Origin of the sequence: Vibrio sp. L85, assembly GCF_963871815.1 — a bacterium.
GTDB lineage: Bacteria > Pseudomonadota > Gammaproteobacteria > Enterobacterales > Vibrionaceae > Vibrio > Vibrio harveyi.
In genome coordinates this window covers 156453-181496 of record NZ_CAWMYL010000168.1, presented here as the reverse complement: position 1 = coordinate 181496, position 25044 = coordinate 156453, and the positions used below count along the sequence as shown (strand labels likewise).

Here is a 25044-nt window from a genome sequence, read left to right as displayed (position 1 = left end):
CGTTGAATCTCTCCGGTTTTCCATTCCCTCTGCTGACAAGCTTGTCAGTCTTTTTTGATGGAGCGAGCGGGGTTACCAGCAACGCGGTCTCTCGGAGCCACATCTTTCGTTACGACAGATCCAGCACCAATGACAGCTTCTTCTCCAATCGTCACGCCCGGCATAATGATCGCACCACCACCAATCCATACTTTATCTTTTATGGTTACAGGTTTTGCAGTTTCATCACCAGCAAGGCGTTGCTCTGTCTCTAAAGCATGCGCAGCGGTGTAGATTTGAACTCGCGGACCAATCATCACGTTCGCGCCAATGGTTACCTGTCCGTTGTCTATGATGATGGCATCCCAATTAATGTAAGTATGCGAGCCCACTGAAAGGTTGCATCCATACGTCAATTGCAACGGGGCTTGGATACAAGCACCATCACCAAGATTGACGCCTATTTCAACGAGAAGTGCATGACGCTTTGCTGCGTTGGGTTCATGGTTGAAGTTGAAAATGAGCTCACATGTGCGCTCCCGCATGAGCTGAAGTTCTTCGTCCAGACAGTTATAAACCTTTCCTGAACGCATAAGTTCGAGTGCTGACATCTTTTTGCCCTTACTGCTTAAATAGTGCAACAAAGTGAGCAATATAAAGTGCGCGTTATACAAGTGGAAATAGAGAACCGCAAAATCAGAATATGGTCACTTAATAACGCTTCTTAACATCGACTTCATAAACAACTCAACATTAAACCGTTGAATGTACGGGAGGTTGTACTAGGTTTTATAAGTGAGCTTTGCGTTACAGAGTAGGGCTCTAAAACATCCACTTGTGTAACGCGTGGACAATGACTGTGCTTGGACAAATTGACACGTTATCCATCATCAGATGATGGGGATATGACGTGAAACCAAAGGGATAAACAGTGAATAATTCAAATGAAAATCTTGAGAAAATACTGGCGAAAGCGTTCACCACATCTTTGATACGATTCTCAATCACGACGCTTATCGTTATTGTGTGCTGGTGGGCATTCTTACCTTTTTTACCTATTTTGCTCTGGGCGTTAGTCCTTGCTATTGCGCTTTATCCAGTCAAACTTGTTATTGAAAGAAAACTCGGATTAAGCTCCGCGCGCTCGGCAACATTGATCGCGATTATTGGTGTGCTGATTCTCGGCACGCCAACAGCAATGGTGGGCAACTCTTTTGCTTCTAAAACCTTAGGTGCGTTTGAGTCTTACCGAGATGGCACTTTGGTAATCACCAAGCCAGCAGACAGTGTGAAAACCTGGCCGTTGGTCGGTGAAAAAGTTCATGCGGTTTGGTATGAAGCGGCGGACGATCTACCAACTTTTATTGAAAAGCGTCAGCCACAAATTAAAGGGTTCTTTAGTTGGTTTGTTGACAGTGCGACAGGTGCGGCGAAAAGTGTGTTTATGCTGATTGGTGCGATTATTATTGCGGGGATCATGCTTGCTTGGGCACAACCTGCGGCTAGGTCGATACGTAAGATCTTCATTAGTTTTACCGATGAAGTAAGAGGTCCGGATTTGCACCAACTTACCACTGCAACTATCAGGCAAGTCGCCGTGGGCATCATTGGTATTGCTTTCTTAACAGCAATGGCATTTGGCGGTGTCGTTGCATTATCCGGCGTACCGGCCGCAGCCTTGTTTACACTTATCGCACTAGTCTTCGCTATCGTTCAACTTCCGGTCACTATTATTGCTTTAGTCGCCGTTGGTTTGTTGTGGGCGGGGGACAGCGGAACGATTCATAACGTGATCTTTACCATCTTACTGATCGCCGCTAGCTTGATTGATAACTTCTTAAAACCATTGATTCTCGGGCGAGGGTTAGAAGTCCCGATGCCTATTGTCCTTATTGGTGCCGTTGGCGGCATGATGTCCGGCGGTATACTGGGTATGTTTATTGGCGCTGCATTCTTAGCTGCTGGTTATCAGGTGTTTATGAAGTGGGTCGATACGGAAACTCAGGACGTTGTTGATGTCGTAGAGAGTGAAGAGTTTCAGGAAGAGAAAACAGAAGCTAAAGAGTCCAAGGATTAAGTTAGTTATGAATAGGCAGTTAGACCGTGGGATCGCACAAGCCCATGTGAAGTGCGCTTGTTGATAGTCATTCGAGCAACTAGAAGGCCGCTGTTCTAGTTGCTTGTGAATGCAAATAATCAGTGCTGGAAACTTAACGATTAGTCGTAAACGGACAAACAACCTTTTAGTTTTCGTAAATACTGTTTCAATTTATAAATCATTGCTTGATGTTTTTCAGAGGCGTAACGTTAATTGCGTTGCTTAAGTAAATCGCAACGTTATGTTTTTATTGGAAAAAGGAAATGGATATGGCTTACGAAGGCTACAAAACATTTACTGCAAAACAAGAAGAAGCCGTTCTTTATGTTACGTTTGATTTTGGAACGGTAAACGTGCAAGGGCAGGAAATGTTGACGGATTTGAACGGTTTAGCGCTACGTCTGGAACGTGACCGTAACGTGAAAGTGGTTGTATTCCAATCTGCTAATCCAGAAATTTGGGTTTGTCATTACGACACCGAATTGCTGAAAGAAATGTCGACAGAAGCGGTTTCTCGTGAAGAAGCGAAATTGCTTGACCTTCAATCAGTGTTAGAAAGGATCAGCAAGCTACCACAAGCAACGATAGCTAAGTTGGAGGGATTTGCCCGTGGTTGTGGTCATGAATTTGCATTGGCATGTGATATGCGCTTTGCCGCACGCGGTAAATACAAATTTATGCAGATGGAAGTTGGCATGGGCATCTTACCGTGCGGTGGTGGCGCATCTCGGATGGCACGCCAGGTTGGTTTAGGACGTGCTCTAGAAATCATCTTGAGTGCTCGCGACTTCGATGCGGACGAAGCAGAAGCGTACGGCACCATAAACAAAGCGTTGGAGCCTGATGAGATTGGTCCTTATGTTGATGAGTTAGCGCAGCGAATTTCTAAGTTCCCAGCTGAATCTATTAATGCATGTAAGCAAATGGTGTACGAGTCAATCGATAAGCCAATCGATGAAGCGTTGAAAGCCGAAGCTTACTGGCTTTACCAAGCAACCAGTAAAACGCCAGCGGTTAAGCGCTTCCAAATTGCCGATGACCAAGGTTTAGAGCACGATATCGAAAACCAAAGAAACTGGGAAGAACTGGTTATGAAGGTGCAAGACATTAACTGATCATTCATAGCTTGATTGTCGATATAAGATTAAAGGCGAGTTTTTTGGCTCGCCTTCAATTGACGAGTAAATTTGGCTCTGCTTGCTGTCGCTCATGTAAACCAGACGATTATCAGTGACAATTCTAGAAAATGGCTAGATTTGTTTGAAAATTCATCAGTTTAGGCATTAAGTTTTTGCCGTGTCGGTCAATATTTTTAATTAATAGAATCGATTGTGTCGATCAATCAAATCGATCGATAGAAATTTACTGTTGATTGATAAAAATATTTATCCGTAACGACACCTTTTGATCATCGAACAGTATACAATTATGCGTATAATCGCCGCTTCTTAAATGCATCAAGTTCAAATCTTGATCAGAATTGCAGTGAATGAAAGCTAAACGGATTTTAGTTGTTGAATTAGGGATAGGGAGAGTGGGTTAATCTAGGACAGTTGTAATGAGTTGGGGCATCAAAGTAGTATTTTTAATTTCGGTATTATTGCTAACGGAATTACTCGCCACAAAACTAACCGCCATCAATAACGAAAAAGAATCTGAACAAGTTATCAGTGCTATCAATAAAGAGATGAAAGTCATCTTTAATGACGCATTGATTACGGCTGAAGTATTGAAAGAAGTTGTGGTGCTTTCTAAGAACCATGACATGTCATCAGCAGAGTTTAATAAACTTAGTCGTAAGCTTTTATCCACTTATACCAATGTGGATGCCTTGTTATACCTTCCAAAAGGGGTCGTGCAATATGCTTATCCCTACGACGAGCATAAAGCGGCAATTGGTCACAACGTTCTTGAAGACCAAACACGAAAACTTGGGGCAAACCAGTCTGTAAACTGCAAGAAAAACACGATTATAGGTCCCGTCACCTTAGTTCAAAATGGTAAGCAAGCATTCATCCTCAGAAAAGGTATCTCAGACGATGCGAATTTCATCGGTTTTTCTTCTTCCGTTATCTATTTAGAATCAATCGTTAGCAAACTAGAGCAAGTATTAAACCAAAACCACGTGAATCATTACTCTGTTGTTGGCTATGATCCTGATAACAGCAACTATTATGACAAAGTGATCAGCTCTAAAGGTGAGATTGATTGTGACATTCATACTGGCGTCGTGACGATTTTTAACACCAATTGGCAAATCTCAATATCGCCAGAGGACAGTGGCTTGATCCCACGAGTGGTTATTTTTGCCACTTTGTTGACGCTACTAATATTGGTGACAACACCGGTGAGGTACTTCAACAAGTTTCGTCATTCAGAAATGCAGCGAGATAGCCTGCAAAATGAAGCGCATACCGATTACTTAACTGGACTCCTAAACCGTCGTGGTCTTGAGACCAAGTTTGAGGTGTTAAGAAAAGAGAATACGGCAGGCTCAATTGCTGTGTTTGATATCGATTTTTTTAAGAGCATTAATGATACTTATGGTCATGAGGTGGGGGACATCGTATTAGCTCAGTTCTCTAAGCTATGCGAAGCAAACACGAGCCATGATTTCACTCTTTCTCGCACTGGTGGTGAGGAATTTATGTTGTTGATGCCAAACACTAACGCTCGACAAGCATACCTATACTGCGAGCGAGTAAGAAAAACAGTGGCGAATACGCCCGTGTTTATCAATGATATGTACATTGATATCACGGTAAGTATTGGGGTCGCCTATTTTGACGGCACAGACTCTCTAAAAGACGCATTAAGAGAAGTGGACCGAGCGTTATACAAAGCGAAAAACTCAGGGCGAAATCAAGTGTGTTGGACTCGTTAAGAATGAAGTCTCAAATAGTATGCCTATAGCTTTACTTGATGTCTGAGAAGACTCACAGATATTAGGTTATCAGCTTGTAAACAAAGCCTTGTTTTTGTTTAACTTTAAGAGCGGATCGAAGTGAATTGAAGGTGCAATACAATGCTATGGATAGTGACCAAGTACTTAACCACGGCGGCAATCGTCGTATTAATTTCTGAAGTGGCGAAAAGAAGTGACAAACTTGGTGCCTTGGTAGCAGCCTTACCAACGGTGACTATTTTGGCGCTGGTATGGATGTATATTGAAGGTCAAGGCACAGAAAAACTGTCCAACCACGCTTTCTACACGTTTTGGTTTGTCGTGCCGACGTTGCCAATGTTTTTACTCTTCCCGTATTTGCTAACCAAATACTCCTTTTGGCTGACGCTATTAATCAGCTGCGTAGTATCGGTAGCTTGTTTTGCTTTGACAAACTTAGTAGCAAAGCAATTCGGAATCAATTTGCTGTGACAAGGTTTTTCTGGCTCCCAACCTGACATACCAGCGTTTACCTTAATAGATTCGCTATCTGCTGTGGTAAAGCGTGAAACAAATGCAACGCTTACTGATAACAACACAAGCGCATCGCACTTCAATCATCGACTTCAACAATGACCCGAAACATACGGTATTTATTGGCTTCGTTGTTAGCGGTTAGGTCGCCGGATTACTTATATTAGGTTGAACGCCACAGAATAGGGTCGTTGAGAAAAATGAACAACACTTGTCAAAATAAGAGTTTTAGTGTTTTACATCCTGGTGTTCGCTACCGAGTCAAAAAAGAATTTTATGATTATAACGGTGAGCGGTATCAAGTTGATGAGGAAATGGTGTTTATTGACCATAACTTCGTTCCTTATGAAAGTGGTTTATCACTCTTTTTCCGAACACATAACCGAGACCTTCAGATCATGCTTTGCAATCGGGAGGGCTTACAACAACACATCGTTCATGAGCTAGGTACTTATTTTGAACGACAGCAATAAATTTAGTTAAAGGTGAACTGGAAAACCAAAATGAGTTGTGAAGATTGTTCAGATGCCGCGAGAAAAATAAACAACCCTAAAGATTTGGCGAATGCAATGTGCTTTCTCAATGAAAGAACGGAGGCTAAAACGCTTAAATACTTGGGTTACGGCAGTTGGGGTGAGCCTTTTTCTCAGATGATAAATCGGAAAGGGTGGAGTGATTTAATCTGTAACTACTTTGCCTGTCGAACCTGTGGTCAAGTATTCAATCTATATGCTGAAACCTACCACGGTTCGGGAGGAGCCATCGCCGCGATCGATTCGATTGCAGGAAAGTTGTTTATCGATGAATTTGTCACTTCTCAGATTGACGAGGATTGAAAGCATAAGATGCTGTTGTTTGTCCTTATCTTGCTCTTTACGGCTTTATCAGTGCATGGCTCGGTGGTAGGGACTTGTACGCAGGGAGACGATAGCCGTTTTTTCAGCTCTGGTAGTTATACCCAAGTAACCTCGAGATGCTAGGTTCAGCGAGACTGACTTGGTTTGTAGACGCGGCGGCGATTTAAAGGTTTAGTGGGTCTAAATCAAGAATCGGCAACAAAGTATACAAGCCAAGGTCCTTATATTTGCAAAGAGTGCCCTTTGGGAGCATGTCTTTGACTCGCTTTTTAGTCAAACAAATGGCTGCGTCAAACAACTTCATCCTTTTGCTCTTGTAACCAGCGACGTGGTGACATTCCAGAGACATTTTGAAAAGCGCGGGAGAAGCCAGAATAGCTACTGTAGCCGACTTCATCAGAGACCCAATTCAACGGCTTATTTTGCAATAACATCGATTGCGCGACTGATACTCGCCACTTTTGTACATAATCCCCCGGAGTTTCACCAACCACTTGTTTAAAGGTCTCGATAAATTGAGTCCGAGACATCGCAGCGATGGACGCCATTTCATTGATATGAAAGTGACGAGGTGGTAATTGATGCACTTCAGTAATGACATTGGCAAGGCGAGGGTGGGAAAGGGCGGCAAATAGACCGTGCTCGATTTTCTGCTCTTGAATTAAGTGACGGAAGATCAAAGCCATCAGAGTGTCGCTTAGCTTGTCCATCAAAAACTCCTGTCCTACTGAGTTCTTGCTGGCTTCTTGAGACAACATATCTAATACCGGTGTTAAGTTTGGCGCAGCTTCAAAGGGGATGACTATCACGTCTGGTAATACGGACAACAAAGGATTTATCTGACCACCTCTATAATCCACGTTTGCACACACCAATTCACTGTCTTCACCTCCTTCCAATCGATGAGGGGTATTATTCGGCAAATAAATAACGCAAGGTTGTGTGAGCCGTTTTGGATTTTCTCCTGCAGGCGTCAAGATTAAATCACCCGCATTGAGTACATGAAGGTGACCTCTGTTGTGGTGGTCTGATTGAAATGAAGAAATGCCACACAAATGCCCGGAATAGAAAACACCAGTCCGTATTGAGAAGTGTTCCATCAGCTGTGATAACAAGTCCATTTTACCTCCGAACGATTTGCGTATTTTTTTGGTCATTAGTCCCTCTTTAGACCGGAAGAGTCCGCTAATTTATTCACACAAGGTAAACAAACAGACAAGGAGCTTACTATGTCACGCATTAAATCAACTGGTCGAAAACTCACTTTAATGACCGCTTTACTCGGAACCAGTTTTTCATTAATGGCTGCGGATGTAGGCATGAGCGTTGATGCTAATGATCTTGCGATCAAGGGATATGACCCAGTTGCGTACTTTACAGATAATGGCGCAGTGCAAGGCAAGCCTGAATATTCAGCCACTTACAACAATGCTATCTACCACTTTGCTAATGCGGCAAACCGTGATCAATTCAAAACGGATCCACAAGCTTACGCACCACAATACGGTGGTTACTGTGCATTTGGTGTAGCGATGGGTAAAAAGTTCGAAACTGACCCTCAAGCGTGGAAAATTGAAGACGGCAAACTATATCTGAATCTTGATAAATCAGTGCAAAAGCGCTGGTTGGAAGATACACAAGGCTTTATTCAAGATGCCAACTCTAATTGGACAACCATAAAAGTCGTTGACGCTGATAAGCTGTAACTGTCTTCGATAAATTCCTTTCCTACTGTCCGCCCAAGGCGAATCATTTGGTTCGCCTTTTTTCGATGGGCTATTAGAAGGGCGGAATACACAAAGTGAGATTAATAGGAGCGGTTTATGTTGCCCTTAACTCACTGGTTATTTATCAACATCACCAATCACGCCTTCATGTGAAAGATCGCCAGAAAGTTCTGCTTGAACTTCGGCTAGACTTTCCTCTTCCGCCGCAACAATCTTACCTGTGAGAGCATCAACCTCGACTTCGTACGCTTTATCTCCACGTTTAATAAACACATCCCACTGGGTATCAGGTTCATCGTGACGAATGCCTAGCACCTCAACATCTAACGCCCCTAGCGCTGCTTTAATGGCATCTTCTTGACTGATGATTTCTGCATCGGCGGCAGCATAACTTGGCAGGCTTAACACACCAAAAGCGGTTAGGGCGATACATAATATGAGTTTTTTCATTGAGTTCTCCTTAAGCGCTAATTTCATCTGAGAGAGGTCTTTTATTGTCGTCTCCATAGTGTAGGTGACGGTGTAAAAGAAATGTGAATACGGCATTGAACAAGCTCGTCCCGATAGAATTGTCGTACTGCGTCTATCGCTGCGTTAACGAACTTTAGCGTTCAACCCATCCTTGATGGTCTGGAGGGTTCGAGCTATACAAGTTTTTCACACTTCTATTGATAGCTTAGTGACGATTAAAGTCATGATTGGATTGAACTCGTTGTATGAATAGAAATTTGATGCTCAATTTTGGTGTTGTACTCATTACGTTACTTGTCCCTTACGCTGTTTTGCAAATTGGAACTCCGACTCTTGAATGGCCCCTATTTTGGCAGGTGCGCACTTATTTGGTTAACTACAGTGGCATTGTGTCAATGTTGCTTATGTCGTTGTGCGTGATTTTATCTGTTAAACATTGGCCTTTAGAGCGCTGGTTAGGAGGGTTAGATAAACAATATCGATTGCATAAGTACCTTGGTATTTCTGCCGTGTTTTCGGCGTTGTTTCATTGGGGCACATTTTTAAGTGATGATTTCGCAATGGATTTTGGTTTTGTCGAACCAAAGGATGAGACTTTCCCGTTTTGGAAACTAATAGATGCAATGGGCGACCCTGCTCAGCTTATTGGTGAGTATGGCTTTTACCTTTCCGCTGCGTTTGTTCTGATCGCATGGATTAAAAAGTTTAAGCACAACGTCTTCCAACTCACCCACAAAGTGCTTCCGTATTTATACTTATTTTTAGTTTTACACATGGTGATGTTTTTTGAGGCGAGTCTATGGCTAACCCCTTCTGGAGCCATTCTCTTATGTGTGAGTGGGTTAGCAACGGTAGGGTGCTTCATGACCATCTTTAATTTGAATGGTAAGAAGAAATGCCATGATGCCAAAGTACAAAGTATCAAGCCGATCAGTAATGGCATTGAAGTCATGCTCAAAGTTGATTCAGCGGAGTTTGTTTATCAACCAGGTCAATTTGCCTTTGTCGATTTTGGTGATAACGAGCGCCCACACCCTTTTAGTTTAGCTTCCGCTTACCATCAAAATGGTGAAGTAAGGCTCATGATCAAAGCGAATGGCGATTACACCTCTGCGTTGAAAGGTTCTTTAAAGGTTGGACAAGCTGCGCGTATTGAAGGACCGTATGGACGGTTCAATTTTCAAGATAATGCAGAACGACAAGTTTGGTTTGCCGCAGGCATTGGTATTGCGCCATTTTTAACTGCGATAGAGACAGTTGGTACGAGCAAAACGGTGTACTTGTTTTACAGCTATCGAGAAGAAGATAAGCCACTTTTGGAGGAGCTAAAACAAAGAGCAAAGAAGGCTGGTGTTACGCTATATACGAAGAACACAAGTGTACAAGGTCGATTCAGAAATGCAGAAGTCACAGAGTGTGTAGAAGGTACTAGACATTGCAGTGTGTGGTACTGTGGACCATCAGAATTAGGCAAGACACTTGAGAAAGCATTTGTAAGGTTAGGTTTACCGGCGAAGTCATTTCATCGAGAGTTGTTTGAATTGAGGTAGTTAGAAATCGCTATCTGTTTACACAAAGGCGAACCGTTTGGTTCGCCTTATTTGGTATCTTTAGATGGGGTTGAATCGCCAATATCTGCGGTTAGAAAATGGTCTGCTTCTTATCTTTAAAGTAGAAAAATACGCTGATGGCGATAAACAAGAACGTAAAGTAATAAAAGAATGAAGATAGCGAAGCGATGAAATCGATGTGCTGTGCGATCTGTTCTTGCGTATAGTTTTGCGAGATTAACTTGTAGTAATAGGCATAAAGAATACCAATTGAGCCGTAGCCTAGGTTAAACATTAAACCTTTAAAGCTAAGTACCGTCGCTCGGTTGTGAGATTCCGTTTTCTTGTTGAGATGATAACTAATGAAAATGTTCATCGTCATAATGATGAAGATAAGGATCAACGCCGGAATGACGCCGTAAATAGACCATCCAAGGCTAATCCAATAATACGTCGCCATACTCGCAAACCCCATTATTGCAATGAACGTTTTCGGAGCCATGCTTTCTGCTAAACGACGACTTTGTCCTGCCAACAAAATCTGCAACACACTGATGCCTGCACCAATAAAACCAAAGTAAATAATCGGAATATCAATGGCACGGTAGTACTGGCTATTCATGGTTAAAAACATACGTGATGTATGCTCAAACAAGCTGTAGTAGAGAAGAATGAACAATACATAAGGCGTCGACAATACCCATTTTGCCGTGTTGAGGGTCAGCTTCATACTCTCCATCGTGGACGCTAACTTACTGCTGTTGCTCGGGATGACTTTTTTCGCTTCTCTCATGCTGAATGCCGAGTAGATAGCAATCATTGCTACAAACAAGGTCGCATAGACGGGGATTCTCATGATGTCTTGTGTAGACTCTGGCTCTGCGAATCCTAAGAAATGATAAACGCTTGCCATAAAGTTGACGTCGTACATGGCTGCACCCAAAAGGGTGACGACTATACCGATACTCGAAGACAGTCGAAGTTGGATTTGCAGCACTCGTGGCCACAAATCTTCTTTGCCTTGCTCTTTTAGCGTGTCGTAAGCCAGCGCTTCATCTGCGCCGCTTGCCAATGCCATAGCTAAGCCACTCAACACTCGGTTAATCAAAAATACAATGAAAACAAAAGTGGGATTTCCTGTAGGGACAAAGGCGATCATTGCAATTTCGATGAACATCACTATCGAAGATAGCACCACCAGTCGTTTGCGTCCTAATGTGTCGGCAAATGCACCGGAAGGGACTTCAGCTAGCACGATGGTTGCAGCCCAAACCACATTGAGCATCGCAAATTGAGACAGTGTTAAGCCGTAATCTAAATAGAGTAGAGTGAACACTGGATAGTAGAATCGCGCAAAGTAACTGCTTCGGAACATTAAGAAGCAGCGGACATTACGGATTTGCAGAATTTGTTTTAGCGTCATGAAATATCAGCACTTTGAATAATATAAGTTTATGTATAAACCTTTTTTAGTTCTGTGGTAAAGGTCTGTACTGGGAAATCATGATATCTCGTGGCGCATAGTCGCTATTCTTTGCTATCGGCTCAATGCCTCACCAAGCGGTCTGAAATAAGCTTGCAGTGCCTGGTGAATGACTTGGCGATGAGCAATGTCTGGATAGACGATAATGGCGTCCGCCTTAGTTGTGCCGGAAACCAAATAAGAGTTTTCGATGCCCGAGCAAGATTCTACGACGGCTTCAAATGCTCTTGCCATCATCTCCGTAGGTTGAGAAAAGTAACTAGCGCCCATTGCTTTATCCGCTTTAACGCTTCGAGTCACGTAATCGTGTTTATCTTGTCCGTCGGCACTGAGCAAAGTTGTATCGAAAATCTTAAGCAGTCGCTCGTTTAATGGGTGAGGGAAATGCTCTGCGTTATGCAGCCAGCAATCACTGGCAAATATCGTCTTACGTTGTGGACCTGATCTATCACCAATATCAAACGCTTTTTCCGCGATGTAATGGTCGAACGCATGCCAGAACTCATGAGCAAGTGCACCAGCACCTGCATTCTTAGCTAAAGCAAGTTCGCGTTGATTCGGTGCATAATGCGCTTGAACACCTTTACTTCCACCTGTACCGAAGGCGAGGTTCAAATTGCCTCTTAGCCCTATGGCGGAAGGTGGCAACGCTAAGAGATAAGCTAAGTCAGCCAAAGAATCAAAGCTCAAGTTTGCAGCGAGATCTTTTTCCTCCGTATTAACCCATTTGCCAATCCGGATACCACCAATGCCAAAGGTCTCTTTAATATCGATGAACGACACTTGCTCCCCATGACGATAGTCAGGACCTTTTCGCGTTTTGTATTTAAAGCTGGTTAATTGCAAGGCATTCCTCGGAATTGGCGTTGATTGAGTTTCCTCAAACTTATACTCAAAAGGTAAGGTGTCAGATTATAGCGTAATAGAGGCGGAAGTAACTGACTCCTTCTACACTAAAGGTAGTGCTCTTGTGCAAATAACTCAGAGATTCAATCACTTTGATGCGCTATGTCGTTCCTTTCTCGAGTTCACTAAATACGGATATTTTATGCAGCCAACCTTTCTGGTTTTTAGACAAAATAAAGAACATAGCCGATGGACCCGTTAACTCAAGGACTCGTTGGGGCATCTTTGTCTCAGTCGGCAAGTAAAAAACAGCATTTAGTGGCGGCAGGTGTGCTTGGAATGCTTGCAGGCATGGCGCCAGATTTAGACATTCTGATTCAGTCTTCGAGCGACCCGCTGTTGTTTCTTGAATACCACCGACAATTCACCCATTCATTGGTGTTCATTCCTATTGGCAGTTTGCTCTGTGCATTGGCTTTATACCCAATGCTCGGCAAAAGGTTTGGGTTATCGTTCAAACAAAGCTGGTGGTATTGCGCACTTGGTTACGCGACACATGGTTTACTGGATGCGTGCACCAGTTACGGCACTCAACTGTTCTGGCCGCTAACCAATGCTCGTTATTCGTGGAATACGGTTTCTGTTATCGATCCTCTCTTTACGCTTCCAATTTTAATTGGCGTTCTGTTTGTGTTATTGAAACGTAACCCTTGGTACGGGCGAATCGCTTTAATTTGGGCACTCGCTTATCTCTCCTTCGGAATGATTCAAAGAGAAAGAGCAGAAGAGACTGGATGGAAGGTGGCTAAAGCAAGACAACATGTGCCGTTGCGATTAGAAGCTAAACCCACGTTCGCAAACATTCTGGTTTGGAAAGTTATCTACGAAGCTGATGGTAACTACTATGTGAACGCCATAAGAGTAGGGACGTACACAAAAATCTATACTGGTGAATCTGTGACTAAATTAGATGTCAGCAAAGATTTTCCTTGGTTAAGCCGTACATCACAGCAAGCCGCAGATATTGAGCGATTCCGATGGTTTTCTGATGGCTTTGTCGTACGAGATCCCAACAATGAACGGCGTATCATTGACGTACGTTACTCACTAGTGCCAAACCAGATAAATGCCTTGTGGAGCATTGAGCTTACGAAAGCTGCTAAGGAAAGCGCTCATGTGGCATACACGACACATCGTGATATGTCTGCTGAATCAAGACGAGCATTTATCGATATGCTAAAAGGCGACGACTAGGCGTATTGAAAGTCTTTAACGAGCGTGGGCTTTTTGGAGAAGAAAAGTTTGCTAAACAAGGATTTGTATTCCCACCCAAGAGATAGCAACCTTTTCGCTAAATTTTGGTTTTCGATGATTGCAACTTCAACGCCTTGGTAGTGATGTGGATTGCTTTTGATGTAGTTGATAAAAGCCGTTAGCACACCTTGACCTCGTACCGAAGGATCAAACTTGATCGACACTATTGAAAAACGTTGACTGGCGATAGAGCAACGAACAAAGCAATAACCGAGTGGGTGACGGATGGTTTCCGATAGCTCAGGAAAAGGGCGAGTAGCTAAGTCTTGAGACAGCTCGTCGTATTGATGACACAGATGGTGAAAAAGTTGTTTTGCCTCGTTGTTCATAGGTGAGCCTCCTGAGTGTTACGTTTGAAAGCTGTTGATTTCATAAATATTGTAAACACAGGAAGCCGTACTAAATGCGGTGAACTTTGATGGAGGCAAGTTCCTCTTTTTGAAAGTAATGGAATTTCAAATGAAAATTCGTGATCTCTATAAAGCCCTTACCCAAAGTTAAAAGCGAGGTTGCACGGGTACATTCAAAGCTCCTAGTTCTCCAAAGTTATGAAAAACTACGATTTATGGTCAAATAAGGGGCAGAATGTGTTCTTCGGGGGTTAAGGTTGGCAGCCAGAGAGTAATTGATTGGCATCACTTGGCGCTTCCTCAAATATGCAATATTAGCTTACCGACTTTCAGACCTCGGTGGTGTTGACGACGACAATCATGGCGCGCATTCTTTTAAGTTCACTCAGGGCTAAGGCTCTTATTTAGCAAACAACTCGATAACTGCGTTTGGTGCGTGGGACTCGACTTTGAAAGGTAGCGCGTATGAACAAGGTTATTATGTTGGTGATGGGGCTGCTTTTTGCCAGTAGGTTGTTTGCAAGCATTGTTCCTCACGCAACCCAACTCGAACACGATGCGCCCATTCTCCTTCGCTCTGCATTGATCGTTGGCGTGGCAGCGTTCGCTGTTTGGAAAGTGTTCCAGTATTTTAAGAAGAGCAAATCTACCGACTAAGGCGGCGTGAACAAGATTCGTTGGACATCCAACAAAAGAAACACTGGCAATTGAAATCACAGCCCTTAGAATGCGCACTCTAAAAGTTATAACTGATATAGAGTGATTTTATGCTTCGTGATTACACGTTCGATTGTCTTGTGACTATGCCTCGCCATGAACTGGAAGAGTTCAGTGCTCGCATGATCAGTAAAATGGTGCCAGAAGATGTGATGAACGAGCTGTTTACCTTTGATCAAGAAGAAGTAGACAGCGAAGACCGTATGTTATCGGCGCGCCTAGATGCAATGTTACGTATGACTGCAATCGCGCTAAGCGAAATTCAGCAAGCATTTGATGAATCCGATAATGCGAAGCAGAACAGTGAGCGAATGACTCGGCTTGTGCTGTGGCATTTCTACGCGATTTCATTCCGTTTAGAAGAAGCTATCACACTTGAAACGCACTGCGCGCAAGTTGAAAAGCTATTAGAAAATACACCAAACGACGTTTTTGCATGGGTGAAAACGCTAACTGAGCTTCTTCACACCTACGCAGAAATCAACGCGAAAGAGAATCCACAAGACTAAATCAGTTTGGATTAAGCATAAAACCGCAAAAAGTCTCCGGCATAGCTGGAGACTTTTCATATGCTCTTCTATTTCGTTTGCCTTTAATACGGCTAGTTGAAGTAAGTTAATGGTTACTTAAACACTTGGTAGCCATTGATGCTATTACTCTACACAGCTCCAGCCTGTGGTATCGATCGAGTTAATCCAATCGGCAATTAACTGAACACCTTCATCATGAACAACGTGTCTGCCTAGTTCTGGCATCATATTTCCGTTGTCGACATTGATGCGGTAGTGCAACACAGAGTTTTCTGGATCACCCGGTACAATCACATATGGAGATGGACCTTTGTGGAAGGTGATACCACGAGCGCAAATACCCATTTCACTGATCCCTTCACGCCAGTATTCAAACTTGAACGGGTTGCTCGCCGCTTTACCTTCGGTGCGGTGGCAGTGCGCACAGTTCACATCAAGGTACGCTTTGGCATAATCCAGTAGCTCAGTATCCGTTAGATTACTTGCTCCCGCTTCGGTATCAAAGACAGGGGTCTTAGGTAAGTTCTCTGGTGTATCTGGTAAAGCTTCTGTAAATAGCCCCAGCGTTTCCCAATGTACAAGTTGGTTGACTGGCGAGCCATCAGAGACATCTTGAACACTGTTTAGGTTACGAGCTTTAGGACCAATAGGAGAGAAACCTTTTGGCTGTGTGTTACCAGTAGGATCGGAGACATCAGATTCTACTTTGTGACACAAGGTACATTCATTTCGGCTTGGTACTTCATAAGTGAAATTAAGCGTTTCGCCGTTATGTTCTACGCTGCGCTCAAAGGGTACTGATACCGCAGTCAGGTAAGCGTCGGTTTTGTCTTCGTTCCATACGTAAGGCAGGGCAATCCAACCGCTGTCACGACGAATCAAAAGGCGAGTCTCAATGAGCTCTTCGTTTTCACCACGGGCATTCTCAGTGCTCGAAGGCAGCGCAAAGGTTTTAATCAATACGGTACCTACTGGGAAGTCGAACACCTCTTGCTCACGATAGCTTGCAGAGGCTTCGTTTGGCATCACTACAAAGCGGTATTTGCGTGCATAGTCAGTAAAGAGTTCAACGTTCATCTCATACAGAGTACCTTTCGCAGATGCAGCTAAGTTGAGGTTTTGTGTTGGATCTTTCGCGTCTTCAAACAGATTGTATTGCGACAAGCTCACACAGTTTTCACCGTATGTCGCGCTTTCACGTGTAATCGCATCCCAGTTAATACCCGCCACGTCGTCTAGGGTACAGCTTGCGTTGCCAACGATACCGTTTGGTGTATCTGGATTATCAGGATCTGTCGCTCCGTCTTCGGTTTGATTGTAACCATAAACCACGCCATTAATTGTGACGGTATTGATGTCTAATGGCGTCTTAGAATCACAACCTGCGGTAAGTAGCGTTGTTTGCTCATTCTCGTATAAGAAATCAGCATTGGCTGGGTTTTCTGCATAACGACCAATCGCGGTTGGGTCCATGTTATCAACCAATACACCAACACTTGCGCCATTGTTTACTAAACAGTTGCTATCTGCATCGGTAAACTCGGTCAGGTAATTCCAGTTGGTTGTTCCTGTCATACCGTTGAGCGCATCACGCAATGGTGCAAACATCTGTGAACGGATCAGTGACTCTCCAGCGCCATCATAAAACAGAGCAGGGAAGGCTTGATGATTTAACGTGTACGCTAAAATCATATCCTCAATCAGAGAACCATTTGGATTGGCGCCCGTGTTGGTAATGGTGTTGTCGTGGAAATACATATTGGTCGGAACAGGGTTCCAGCCCTGCATAACGGCATTGCCCTCAGATGTCCCATTGAGTGGGCTGTAAGCGTTGGGATCGCCGTTCACCAACAAGTAACTCTTCATAGCAAGTGCCATTGAGTCGTGGTTAGTAATCGTGTTGTTGAAGAACTCACTATTACGTCCGGACAGAATGACGACGCCAGTACCAGGAGGGACGATGCCTACCACGCCACAGCCGCCAAGCCCATTTTGACAGGTAGTATCAACGTAGTTCTCTAAGTTGTTGTCACGAATGACGTTATCAAAGATACGTACATCATCAATTAAGCGACCAATAGTGGTAGCGCCCGGTAGGTCAAACAGCAGCACACCGCCCGTGTTTCCGAGCGCTAAGTTGTCGTAGACATCCACATTCGAACTGTTTTCAATCTCGATACCGGCGATGTTTTTTTCCGCTACGTTGTCACGAATAACCGCACCGATGGTTTGATCCACATAGATACCTGCATCGGCACTGCCGTAACTCCATGTATCTTCAATCAAGACGTTTTGAGATTTTACTGGATAGATGCCGTAAGTACCGCGTAGGTTGCCATCTTCGTCACGTGCACGAGGCACTTCGAGCCAAACCGCCGCGACATCACGAATAATGATGCCTTCAACCCCGTCAGCTTTAAGACCGTTCTTAGAGGCTTCTGCAATTTGGAGATCGGATACGGTGATGTTCGAACCACCACTGATGGCAATACCGTCTTTGCCATCTACGCTACTGAAGTCGAGGTAGGTTTGGTCGATACCAGCACCACGTAACACGAGGTTATTCTTCGAATCGACCGTCAATTGGTTATTCATTTTGAAACAACCAGCGGGCAGTGTTACCACGCTGTTGTCTTCGGCAAGTTCGACCAGGTTTTCAATCGCGGTGACTTGTTCCGCGCTCGCCCATTCCTGACCGTTGCCACATAATTCTGGTGTACCGTATTCAGATAATTCATAACCGCTAGAGGTTTGCGGTTCGTCATAATCGTCACTGTTACAACCCATCAAAAGACTGGAACTGATGAGTGCAGCGACAACCGTTTTGTTTATTCCGTGCATGATTTGCTTCCCTGTAATTAGTGTTATTGACTCAGTCAGGAATAATTAGAAAGAGTGGTTGTATTGGATTCCGTATATGTAGGCATCACCTTCGGAGCGATAGGCGATATCCACGCCCGGTAGAGCGTGCGGCTCAAGCGGCTCAGTGAACGTGACTTCTTCGGCATCAATAAAGGTGAATCCAAAGTCGATTCGGCTGTTTTGATTGAAGGCGTAGGTGGCACCAAAGCTGTAATTGATTCGGTCGGAATCAGGCAATTTATCACTGAATCGAATGCTAAACTTTATGAGTGATTAGAGCTTTTACTTAAGGAATGGGAAGTCATATGGAGCTGTATTTCTTAGGAACGTCCTCTGGGGTTCCAACTAAATCCCGTAATGTTTCTGCGACTGCTTTGCTGGAGAGCAAGGGGAAAGGGTGGTTTCTGATTGACTGTGGAGAGGCGACTCAACACCAATTGCTACACACTCCGTTATCACTGAATTACTTGCGAGCTATCTGTATTACTCACAATCACGGTGACCATTGCTATGGTTTACCGGGCTTGCTCGCCAGTGCAGGCATGAATAACCGCAAAGATCCTCTGACGATCATTGCGCCAGAGGGGATTAAACAGTGGTTTGAAGCGACTCAGGCGTTCACCAAACTCTATCTACCATTTGAACTTCACTTCATTGAAGTAGAGCAGTTTGATTCGATTGAAATTGGTCAGTTTACGATTACCGCAACTGCACTTTCCCATCGTGTTCCTAGCTTTGCTTACTGTTTTGAAGAGTCAACCATTCGTATGTATCCAGACATCGATAAGCTTGAGCAATTGAACATACCGAGGGGACCTATCTGGGGAGAACTTGTGCGGGGTAATGATGTGGAGTACCAAGGTCAAACCTTAATGAGTAAGGCGTTTACTAAGCTTGCACATCCACCGAGAAAAGTGATTATTTGTGGTGATAACGACAAACCAGAAACGCTCGATAGTCTAATTGAAGGTGCGCACCTGTTGGTACACGAATCAACGTACTCAGAAGCGATGAAAGAGCGAGCGGGAGAAGTTGGTCACGCTTATTCTTCTCAAGTCGCCAGTTATGCGCAGACAAAACAAGTTCCGAGCTTGATTCTCACTCACTTTAGTCCTCGCTATCAATTCAGCCCTGAAGCGGAAGTGTCGATCGAGCAGATTCGGCAAGAAGCTCAAACTGCTTACTCTGGTCATCTCTTTCTTGCTCACGATCTCGCGCATTATCGAATTGACAGGTCGGGTTTGGTTGAGGAGATTAAAGACGTAAAAGATAAGAAAGAATAAAGGCTCTTGTCGCGAAAGCAATTTAAAATGAAATCGTCACAACAAGAGCCAACATGTTCTAGATACCGCATTCATTGCAGCTTAAGACTAATGAAATACCTGACTACTAAAGCGTAGAAAACGACTTTCTCCCATCAGTTCACGGAATGCTTCTTTATCTAACTTAATCAAGGTTTCGTGATCGCCTGCTTCCAAATACACATGCTCTAAATTGGCGAGCATTTCATCGCAAATGGTTACCATGTGATAAGCGCTACCCACTGGAGGTATCGCGCCGTTATCGCAATCGGTAAACAAACGATAGACTTCTCTTTCTTTGATTAGATGGAAAGAGGCGTTGAGCTCGTCATTCAATCGAGACAAGCTGATTTTATTATTCGCAGGCAAGACAGCCATCATATGACGACCTTGGTGATCTTCCAAAATCACGCCTTTTGCCAAGTTGTTGAGAGGGATACCCGCTGCAACACCGCTTTGCAGCGAACTATTACTATGACTGTGATTCACGGTTTGAAAGTGAATATGGTGCTCAGTCAAATAGTGGTCGAGCCGGGTTGACATGGTCATGTTAGCCTCCAGAGTGTTGAGACCCACATAAAGTATAGGTAAATCTCTATTCCCCTGACGCTTTACTTGAGCTGTTCTACGCTTAACGAAAGCCAACCACAGAGTATGGCATTGAAAAAGGGAAGCAAAATGAGCAAACCAGTAATAGCGGATAACAAACCTATCAAAGTTGAGCTTGTGCAAGGGCAAGAATATTACTTTTGTCGATGCGGGCGATCTAAGAACCAACCTTATTGTGACGGCTCCCACGCCGGAACCGATTTTAAACCCATGAGCTTTGTCGCTGAAAAGGATGAAGATGCGTATCTGTGTCAGTGTAAGCACACCGCAAATGTGCCTTTCTGCGATGGGACGCATAAGCAGTTCACCTCTGAGCAAGTGGGACAAGAAGGTCCGGGTATCCAAGCGGGACATAACGAGATCCCAATTGCAGTGGCGACGCAAGAAGAACCCACGGTTGAGTTTATTCACCAACTGGCAAGAGAAGGGCTGTCAAAGTTAGGGCACCATGGACCTATGACTGCGATGGGGGTGCCGAGAGACCAATTGCCCCATTGGGATGACCTGCAAATGATGGTTGCACAAATGGCAACCAAACCTCTGATGGAGGATGTGTCAGTCAAAACTGAATTGGTAATTGGTCCGAAAGCGAAGAAGCCGCTGGTACTAAAAATTCCATTGTTTGTCTCTGACATGAGCTTTGGTGCGTTATCAGAAGAAGCCAAAATCTCACTCGCGAAAGGTGCGGAGTTAGCCGGAACCGGAATCTGCTCCGGAGAAGGTGGCATGTTGCCAGAAGAACAAGCGGCGAACTCCCGTTATTTCTATGAACTGGCGAGTGCGCAATTTGGTTACGACGAATCTAAGTTGCTCAATGTTCAAGCCTTCCACTTCAAAGGTGGACAGGGAGCAAAAACAGGGACTGGTGGTCATCTACCAGCCAATAAAAATGTGGGTAAAATATCGCAAGTGCGTGGCATTCCCGAAGGGCAATCTGCGATTTCACCCCCGACGTTTAAAGATCTGCATACCGCAGAAGATTTCAAAGAGTTTGCAGATCGGGTACGTGAAGTGACAGGTGGTATCCCGATAGGCTTCAAGCTCAGTGCAAACCATATCGAAGAAGATATTCAATTCGCACTCGATGCCAGTGCGGATTACATCATTTTGGATGGTCGTGGAGGAGGTACGGGCGCAGCGCCTGCTATGTTCCGTGATCACATCAGCGTGCCAACTATTCCCGCTCTCGCTAGAGCAAGACGCTACCTGGATGCACAAGGTATGAGTGACCGCGTCACGTTAATTGTCACGGGTGGACTGCGTGTTCCAATGGACTTTGTAAAAGCGATGGCGCTCGGTGCAGATGGCGTTGCGATTTCTAACAGTGCGATGCAGTCGATAGGTTGTGTAGCCGCGAGAATGTGCAATACCAACAATTGTCCAGCAGGCATTGCAACGCAAAAAGCCGATTTAAGACAGCGGTTGAATGTGGATAAAGCCTCGGTTCAATTGAAGAACTTTTTTGAAGCCTCGGTTGAGTTGATGCAAGTGATGGCAAGAGCGTGTGGACACGATGATCTTTGCAAGTTTAATCAACGCGACCTCGCCACTTGGAATCGCGATATGGCGTTGCTTTCTGGGGTGAAATACGCAGGCGTAGACAAGCCTTAACGTTTCTCTTGCTCTGATTCGTGCCTGTTTTACTGTGGCTGCAATTTGTACGATTGATAATTGAGCTCATATGGACCATAATATTAAGACCATTTGGTCTATAGGAGCTCAGTATGGCAACGGCAACATTAAAAAGCTTTAAACCGAAGCTGCCTCACAAGGCAAACTTTTGGTTTATGCTGGGCATTGAAGATGCCGAAACCGGTCGTACCGATGCGGTTCATAAAGGGTTTGAGCCAAAGGTATACCGTAATATCGTCGAGCGTGTGAAGCTTTCTCAAAGCGAATTCCAACACGTCACATTGATCCCGGTGAGCACCATCAAACGTCGACTCAAAAACGAAGAGCGCTTCAACACGCAAGAGAGTGATGCCATCTATCGTTTAGCGATGCTACTTAAGCTAGCAACAGAACTGTTTGATGATGAAGAACGCGCACTAGGTTGGATGCGAGAGAATGTTTACGGTTTGGGTGGCAAGCGCCCATTAGACATGGTTTCAACCACGGTTGATTTTGAAATCGTCAAAGATTTGATTGGACGACTAGAGCACGGGGTATTCTCGTAATATGAAGCTCTATCGACTGACTCAAAAGAAGTTCTCTGAGTCTCCATTTAGTCCAATCGGTGCCAAGCTATACGGTGGGCGATGGAACTCGAAAGGAACCGAAGCACTGTACTTTTCTCAATCCGAATCTCTCTGCTCGTTAGAAGTTTTTGTGCATGTAAACAACGATCCGGCGATCACCAAACTCTATGACTTGTATCGTATCGAGATGCCGGAATACTTAATTGCTGCATTGGATGAAGAAGATCTGCCAGTCACTTGGCGCTCCATTCCTGCTAGTGAATCCACACAATACATTGGCGACCAGTTTCTCAACGATCCGCATCCTGAGTTCGCTGCACTGCAAGTGCCTTCGACGATTTCTCCTCGTGACAACAACTACGTCGTCAATCCAAACCATCCCAAGATGAAAGACATCCTGAAGAAAGCAGAGAAGCTTGATTTTGCTTTCGACCCACGAATCTTCAAATAAAAAAGCTCAGAGACTAGGGTCTGTTGATTTTTTGCGGTTAAATTTTGTTCGAGATAGAATCGTTTTAGGCGCGGCAAGAAGTATGTAGCTTAGTCATTCTAAGTAAATGCTTCTTAACAAAGCATAAAACGATTCTAGCCGAACCCTTCGGGCAGCCTTTGTGCTTCATTTCTACTGCGTTATCGGCTTTTCATGTAGGCTAGCTACACTTCAAAGCCTCTGTCTTGTAGAAATTTCCCACAAAGTGCTGCAAAAATCAGCTCAAAAGATCAACAGACCCTAGATTAACGCTGAGCTTTTCTTTCTCTCTTTTCCATTGGGCTAATGCTGAGCAGTCAGTTTTTGATTGTCACTCAACGCCTTCTGATAGCTACTCAATACAATTTCTGCGCCTTTGTAAGAGAGGTGGCTTGCATCGGTGTACATGGCATTGTTGCTGCCCACTTTCATTGCGCATTTGCCCCGTTGGCAGATGTAGTTAGTAAGGTCGACAAACTCCACATGTTCAAATTGGTCAAAGTACGCTGCCAGCGTTGCTACATGATGCGGGTGTGACTGCTTCGGCGAAAAGTCACATTCATTGCCTGTGTTGTCACCAAACAATTGCGCTTTCCATAAGCATTCGCCAATAGCATGCGGTGCAGAGGGTGTTGGACCAAAGACAACGATTTCTCTGTCTTCTAACTCGTTCAATAGATGGGTGAGCGAAGCTTGGTAGTCCTGCTTAGAGAGCTCTTTATTGAAGTTAGAAGAAATCACCACACGTCGAATTGAAGGCGTATTCTGAATGGTTTCGACTGCATCGGTGAAGAAGCTTCGACAAGATAGATTAGTGACTCCTGCAATCATGTCGACATAACCGATCGCACAAGAATCTTGCGTAAGCTGGACAACTCCCGTAGGTGTGTCATTTGAGAGCTGCTGAACAAAGACCATGCTGTGACTGTTACCCAACACTGCGACAGTAGGTTCTGAAGATGATGAACAAGTTTCGTTGATGGTTGTATTACCATTACATGCAATGCCATAGCCATTGTTTACACGCATGGCTTCGAAAAACGCACTACGGTCGGGAAAGCCTCCATTTTTATGACCGACGACACCAAAAGCAAGCAGCGGCAGGGTGACTAACACAAGTGATGCAGCAAGTGTGCTCATGCCGATTTTCTTGCGGCTACGGAAAGGCTTTTCAACAAAGCGCCAAGTTAGATAAGAAAGGGCAATTAGAGCGACAAGATAAAAAGCTAGGCTGAACTCTTGTCCTGCAGTAAGTACGTAGCGATAAAAAAACAGCAATGGTATGTGCCATAAATAAAGGCTATAGCTGATCAACCCAACAAAAACCACCGATTTGAGGCTTAGAGCTTTACCCAGCGTGTTGTCTTTGGATGAGAACAAAATGATAAGTGCGGTGCCAACCACAGGGATTAACAGCATGATCCCAGCGCCATCTTTTGATTTATCAAACAACAAAGCAGAGGCGAGAACTAGCGTTAAACCAATCATGCCTATAGTGTTGTTGGGTTTGATGACGGTTTTGCGCATCACTAGGGCAATCAGAGAGCCCGCCGCCAGTTCCCACGCACGAGAGAAAATCATGTAAAAGGCGAAATCAGGATCACCACTGGCGTACCAAATAGTCATCAGGCTTAGTGCAAACACCGCAATGAAGAAGGTGAGGTAAGACATGAGTTTGCCACGTGCCAGAAGCATAAGCAGAAGAGGGATCACAATGTAGTATTGTTCTTCTACACCTAAGCTCCAAGTATGAAAGAGCGGATTGGCTTGTTCTTCCAGCCCAAAATAATTGTGCCCTTTGAGGTAAAGCAAAACATTAGAAGCGGACAGAATGGAAGACACAGAAAACTCGCCCACCTCTTTGTGTGCGTGGGGAAGGAACAACCACCAAGAGAGTAGATAACATACTGCAATAACCAACAGCAGTAAGGGTAGAATTCGACGAATACGGCGCTCGTAGAAATCAGCAAGGCTGAATTGGTTGTTATCCAAATCGTTTATCACAATTGTGGTAATTAAATAGCCACTGATCACGAAAAACACATCTACGCCGATAAAGCCACCAGCAAACGCTTTGATGTCTGCATGGAAAAAGATCACCAATAGGACCGCAATCGCTCTTAATCCATCTATTTCTGCTCGGTAAGTCATCATCATCTCTCCCTAGTCAACAAACTCACTAACGCAAAATACGCACCAAAAATTAGGCTTATAAAATCAGTGAGTTAAAAGTTATTCTGCAGATGAGAAGAGTTTTACAGGGTG

At 44.3% G+C, this 25044-nt stretch carries 25 protein-coding genes; 15 read left to right on the top strand and 10 right to left on the bottom strand.

Translation table 11 applies throughout. The features are described from left to right. Window positions 1-44 precede the first annotated feature (44 nt). Complete coding sequence (locus tag AACR11_RS16975; RefSeq protein WP_005447106.1) at window positions 45-590, bottom strand: sugar O-acetyltransferase; 546 nt, start codon at window positions 588-590, stop codon at window positions 45-47. 320 nt (window positions 591-910) lie between these two features. Between AACR11_RS16975 and AACR11_RS16970 the strand changes: the two genes are divergently transcribed. The 6 genes from AACR11_RS16970 (at window position 911) to AACR11_RS16945 (ending at window position 6331) form a co-directional block, all read left to right on the top strand. Further along, the gene (locus AACR11_RS16970) at window positions 911-2056 is read left to right on the top strand and encodes an AI-2E family transporter (protein WP_029790753.1); all 1146 of its coding nucleotides are present in this window, start codon (window positions 911-913) and stop codon (window positions 2054-2056) included. A gap of 290 nt (window positions 2057-2346) precedes the next feature. Next, the gene (locus tag AACR11_RS16965) at window positions 2347-3192 is read left to right on the top strand and encodes an enoyl-CoA hydratase/isomerase family protein (protein WP_029790754.1); all 846 of its coding nucleotides are present in this window, start codon (window positions 2347-2349) and stop codon (window positions 3190-3192) included. Between the two features lie 443 nt (window positions 3193-3635). Then, window positions 3636-4961 carry a sensor domain-containing diguanylate cyclase gene (locus tag AACR11_RS16960; protein WP_029790755.1) on the top strand — a complete coding sequence of 442 codons (1326 nt, stop codon included), beginning with the start codon at window positions 3636-3638 and terminating at the stop codon, window positions 4959-4961. 141 nt (window positions 4962-5102) lie between these two features. After that, window positions 5103-5453 carry a DUF3147 family protein gene (locus tag AACR11_RS16955; RefSeq protein ID WP_005447099.1) on the top strand — a complete coding sequence of 117 codons (351 nt, stop codon included), beginning with the start codon at window positions 5103-5105 and terminating at the stop codon, window positions 5451-5453. A gap of 242 nt (window positions 5454-5695) precedes the next feature. Next, window positions 5696-5968 carry a DUF3601 domain-containing protein gene (locus AACR11_RS16950; RefSeq protein WP_005447097.1) on the top strand — a complete coding sequence of 91 codons (273 nt, stop codon included), beginning with the start codon at window positions 5696-5698 and terminating at the stop codon, window positions 5966-5968. Window positions 5969-5998: 30 nt separating this feature from the next. Further along, the gene (locus tag AACR11_RS16945) at window positions 5999-6331 is read left to right on the top strand and encodes a hypothetical protein (protein WP_029790756.1); all 333 of its coding nucleotides are present in this window, start codon (window positions 5999-6001) and stop codon (window positions 6329-6331) included. Between the two features lie 311 nt (window positions 6332-6642). Here AACR11_RS16945 and AACR11_RS16940 read toward each other — a convergent pair whose 3' ends face one another. Continuing rightward, on the bottom strand, window positions 6643-7473 hold the full coding sequence (locus AACR11_RS16940; protein WP_029789696.1) for an AraC family transcriptional regulator: 831 nt from the start codon (window positions 7471-7473) through the stop codon (window positions 6643-6645). 108 nt (window positions 7474-7581) lie between these two features. Here AACR11_RS16940 and AACR11_RS16935 point away from each other — a divergent pair, with 108 nt between their 5' ends. Next, window positions 7582-8058 (top strand): YHS domain-containing (seleno)protein, encoded by a 477-nt coding sequence (locus tag AACR11_RS16935; RefSeq protein WP_009699010.1) that lies wholly within the window; start codon window positions 7582-7584, stop codon window positions 8056-8058. 138 nt (window positions 8059-8196) lie between these two features. Here AACR11_RS16935 and AACR11_RS16930 read toward each other — a convergent pair whose 3' ends face one another. Further along, window positions 8197-8529 carry a PepSY domain-containing protein gene (locus AACR11_RS16930; protein ID WP_017818757.1) on the bottom strand — a complete coding sequence of 111 codons (333 nt, stop codon included), beginning with the start codon at window positions 8527-8529 and terminating at the stop codon, window positions 8197-8199. Window positions 8530-8795: 266 nt separating this feature from the next. Between AACR11_RS16930 and AACR11_RS16925 the strand changes: the two genes are divergently transcribed. Next, window positions 8796-10100, top strand: coding sequence for a ferredoxin reductase family protein (locus tag AACR11_RS16925; RefSeq protein WP_223295752.1), 1305 nt, complete (start codon window positions 8796-8798; stop codon window positions 10098-10100). A gap of 91 nt (window positions 10101-10191) precedes the next feature. Here the strand turns inward: AACR11_RS16925 and AACR11_RS16920 are convergent, their stop codons facing one another. Together AACR11_RS16920 and AACR11_RS16915 are read right to left on the bottom strand one after the other, a co-directional pair. Then, window positions 10192-11523 carry an MFS transporter gene (locus AACR11_RS16920; RefSeq protein WP_005447086.1) on the bottom strand — a complete coding sequence of 444 codons (1332 nt, stop codon included), beginning with the start codon at window positions 11521-11523 and terminating at the stop codon, window positions 10192-10194. A 114-nt stretch (window positions 11524-11637) separates the two neighbouring features. Then, window positions 11638-12429: a CLCA_X family protein gene (locus AACR11_RS16915; RefSeq protein ID WP_079324926.1), complete on the bottom strand. Its 792-nt coding sequence runs from the start codon at window positions 12427-12429 to the stop codon at window positions 11638-11640. Window positions 12430-12678: 249 nt separating this feature from the next. Between AACR11_RS16915 and AACR11_RS16910 the strand changes: the two genes are divergently transcribed. Beyond that, window positions 12679-13683 carry a metal-dependent hydrolase gene (locus AACR11_RS16910; RefSeq protein WP_029789698.1) on the top strand — a complete coding sequence of 335 codons (1005 nt, stop codon included), beginning with the start codon at window positions 12679-12681 and terminating at the stop codon, window positions 13681-13683. On the opposite strand, the gene AACR11_RS16905 is transcribed toward AACR11_RS16910, so the two are convergent. Further along, complete coding sequence (locus tag AACR11_RS16905) at window positions 13680-14072, bottom strand: hypothetical protein (RefSeq protein ID WP_029789699.1); 393 nt, start codon at window positions 14070-14072, stop codon at window positions 13680-13682. The two genes, AACR11_RS16910 and AACR11_RS16905, sit on opposite strands and share 4 nt — an antisense overlap. Before the next feature lie 486 nt (window positions 14073-14558). Here AACR11_RS16905 and AACR11_RS16900 point away from each other — a divergent pair, with 486 nt between their 5' ends. Next, window positions 14559-14750, top strand: a complete 192-nt coding sequence (locus tag AACR11_RS16900) for a hypothetical protein (RefSeq protein WP_005447081.1) — start codon at window positions 14559-14561, stop codon at window positions 14748-14750. 110 nt (window positions 14751-14860) lie between these two features. After that, a complete protein-coding gene (locus tag AACR11_RS16895; protein WP_009699017.1) occupies window positions 14861-15319 on the top strand; it encodes a hypothetical protein in 459 nt (152 codons plus the stop codon). Between the two features lie 144 nt (window positions 15320-15463). On the opposite strand, the gene AACR11_RS16890 is transcribed toward AACR11_RS16895, so the two are convergent. Together AACR11_RS16890 and AACR11_RS16885 are read right to left on the bottom strand one after the other, a co-directional pair. Next, window positions 15464-18181, bottom strand: coding sequence for an SO2930 family diheme c-type cytochrome (locus AACR11_RS16890; protein ID WP_029789700.1), 2718 nt, complete (start codon window positions 18179-18181; stop codon window positions 15464-15466). Between the two features lie 45 nt (window positions 18182-18226). Then, the gene (locus AACR11_RS16885; RefSeq protein WP_223295751.1) at window positions 18227-18439 is read right to left on the bottom strand and encodes an outer membrane protein transport protein; all 213 of its coding nucleotides are present in this window, start codon (window positions 18437-18439) and stop codon (window positions 18227-18229) included. A 68-nt stretch (window positions 18440-18507) separates the two neighbouring features. Between AACR11_RS16885 and AACR11_RS16880 the strand changes: the two genes are divergently transcribed. Next, a complete protein-coding gene (locus AACR11_RS16880; RefSeq protein WP_029789701.1) occupies window positions 18508-19485 on the top strand; it encodes a ribonuclease Z in 978 nt (325 codons plus the stop codon). 87 nt (window positions 19486-19572) lie between these two features. Here AACR11_RS16880 and AACR11_RS16875 read toward each other — a convergent pair whose 3' ends face one another. After that, window positions 19573-20052 carry an aminoacyl-tRNA deacylase gene (locus AACR11_RS16875; RefSeq protein WP_029789702.1) on the bottom strand — a complete coding sequence of 160 codons (480 nt, stop codon included), beginning with the start codon at window positions 20050-20052 and terminating at the stop codon, window positions 19573-19575. A gap of 129 nt (window positions 20053-20181) precedes the next feature. Between AACR11_RS16875 and AACR11_RS16870 the strand changes: the two genes are divergently transcribed. From AACR11_RS16870 to AACR11_RS16860, 3 genes are all read left to right on the top strand, one after another. Next, the gene (locus AACR11_RS16870) at window positions 20182-21723 is read left to right on the top strand and encodes a glutamate synthase-related protein (protein ID WP_029789703.1); all 1542 of its coding nucleotides are present in this window, start codon (window positions 20182-20184) and stop codon (window positions 21721-21723) included. A gap of 113 nt (window positions 21724-21836) precedes the next feature. Further along, window positions 21837-22289, top strand: coding sequence for a type II RES/Xre toxin-antitoxin system antitoxin (gene parS, locus AACR11_RS16865; RefSeq protein ID WP_005426938.1), 453 nt, complete (start codon window positions 21837-21839; stop codon window positions 22287-22289). A gap of 1 nt (window position 22290) precedes the next feature. Continuing rightward, window positions 22291-22761, top strand: a complete 471-nt coding sequence (locus AACR11_RS16860) for an RES family NAD+ phosphorylase (RefSeq protein WP_005447071.1) — start codon at window positions 22291-22293, stop codon at window positions 22759-22761. Window positions 22762-23082: 321 nt separating this feature from the next. On the opposite strand, the gene AACR11_RS16855 is transcribed toward AACR11_RS16860, so the two are convergent. Beyond that, the gene (locus AACR11_RS16855) at window positions 23083-24930 is read right to left on the bottom strand and encodes an acyltransferase family protein (protein WP_029789705.1); all 1848 of its coding nucleotides are present in this window, start codon (window positions 24928-24930) and stop codon (window positions 23083-23085) included. Between the last annotated feature and the right edge of the window lie 114 nt (window positions 24931-25044).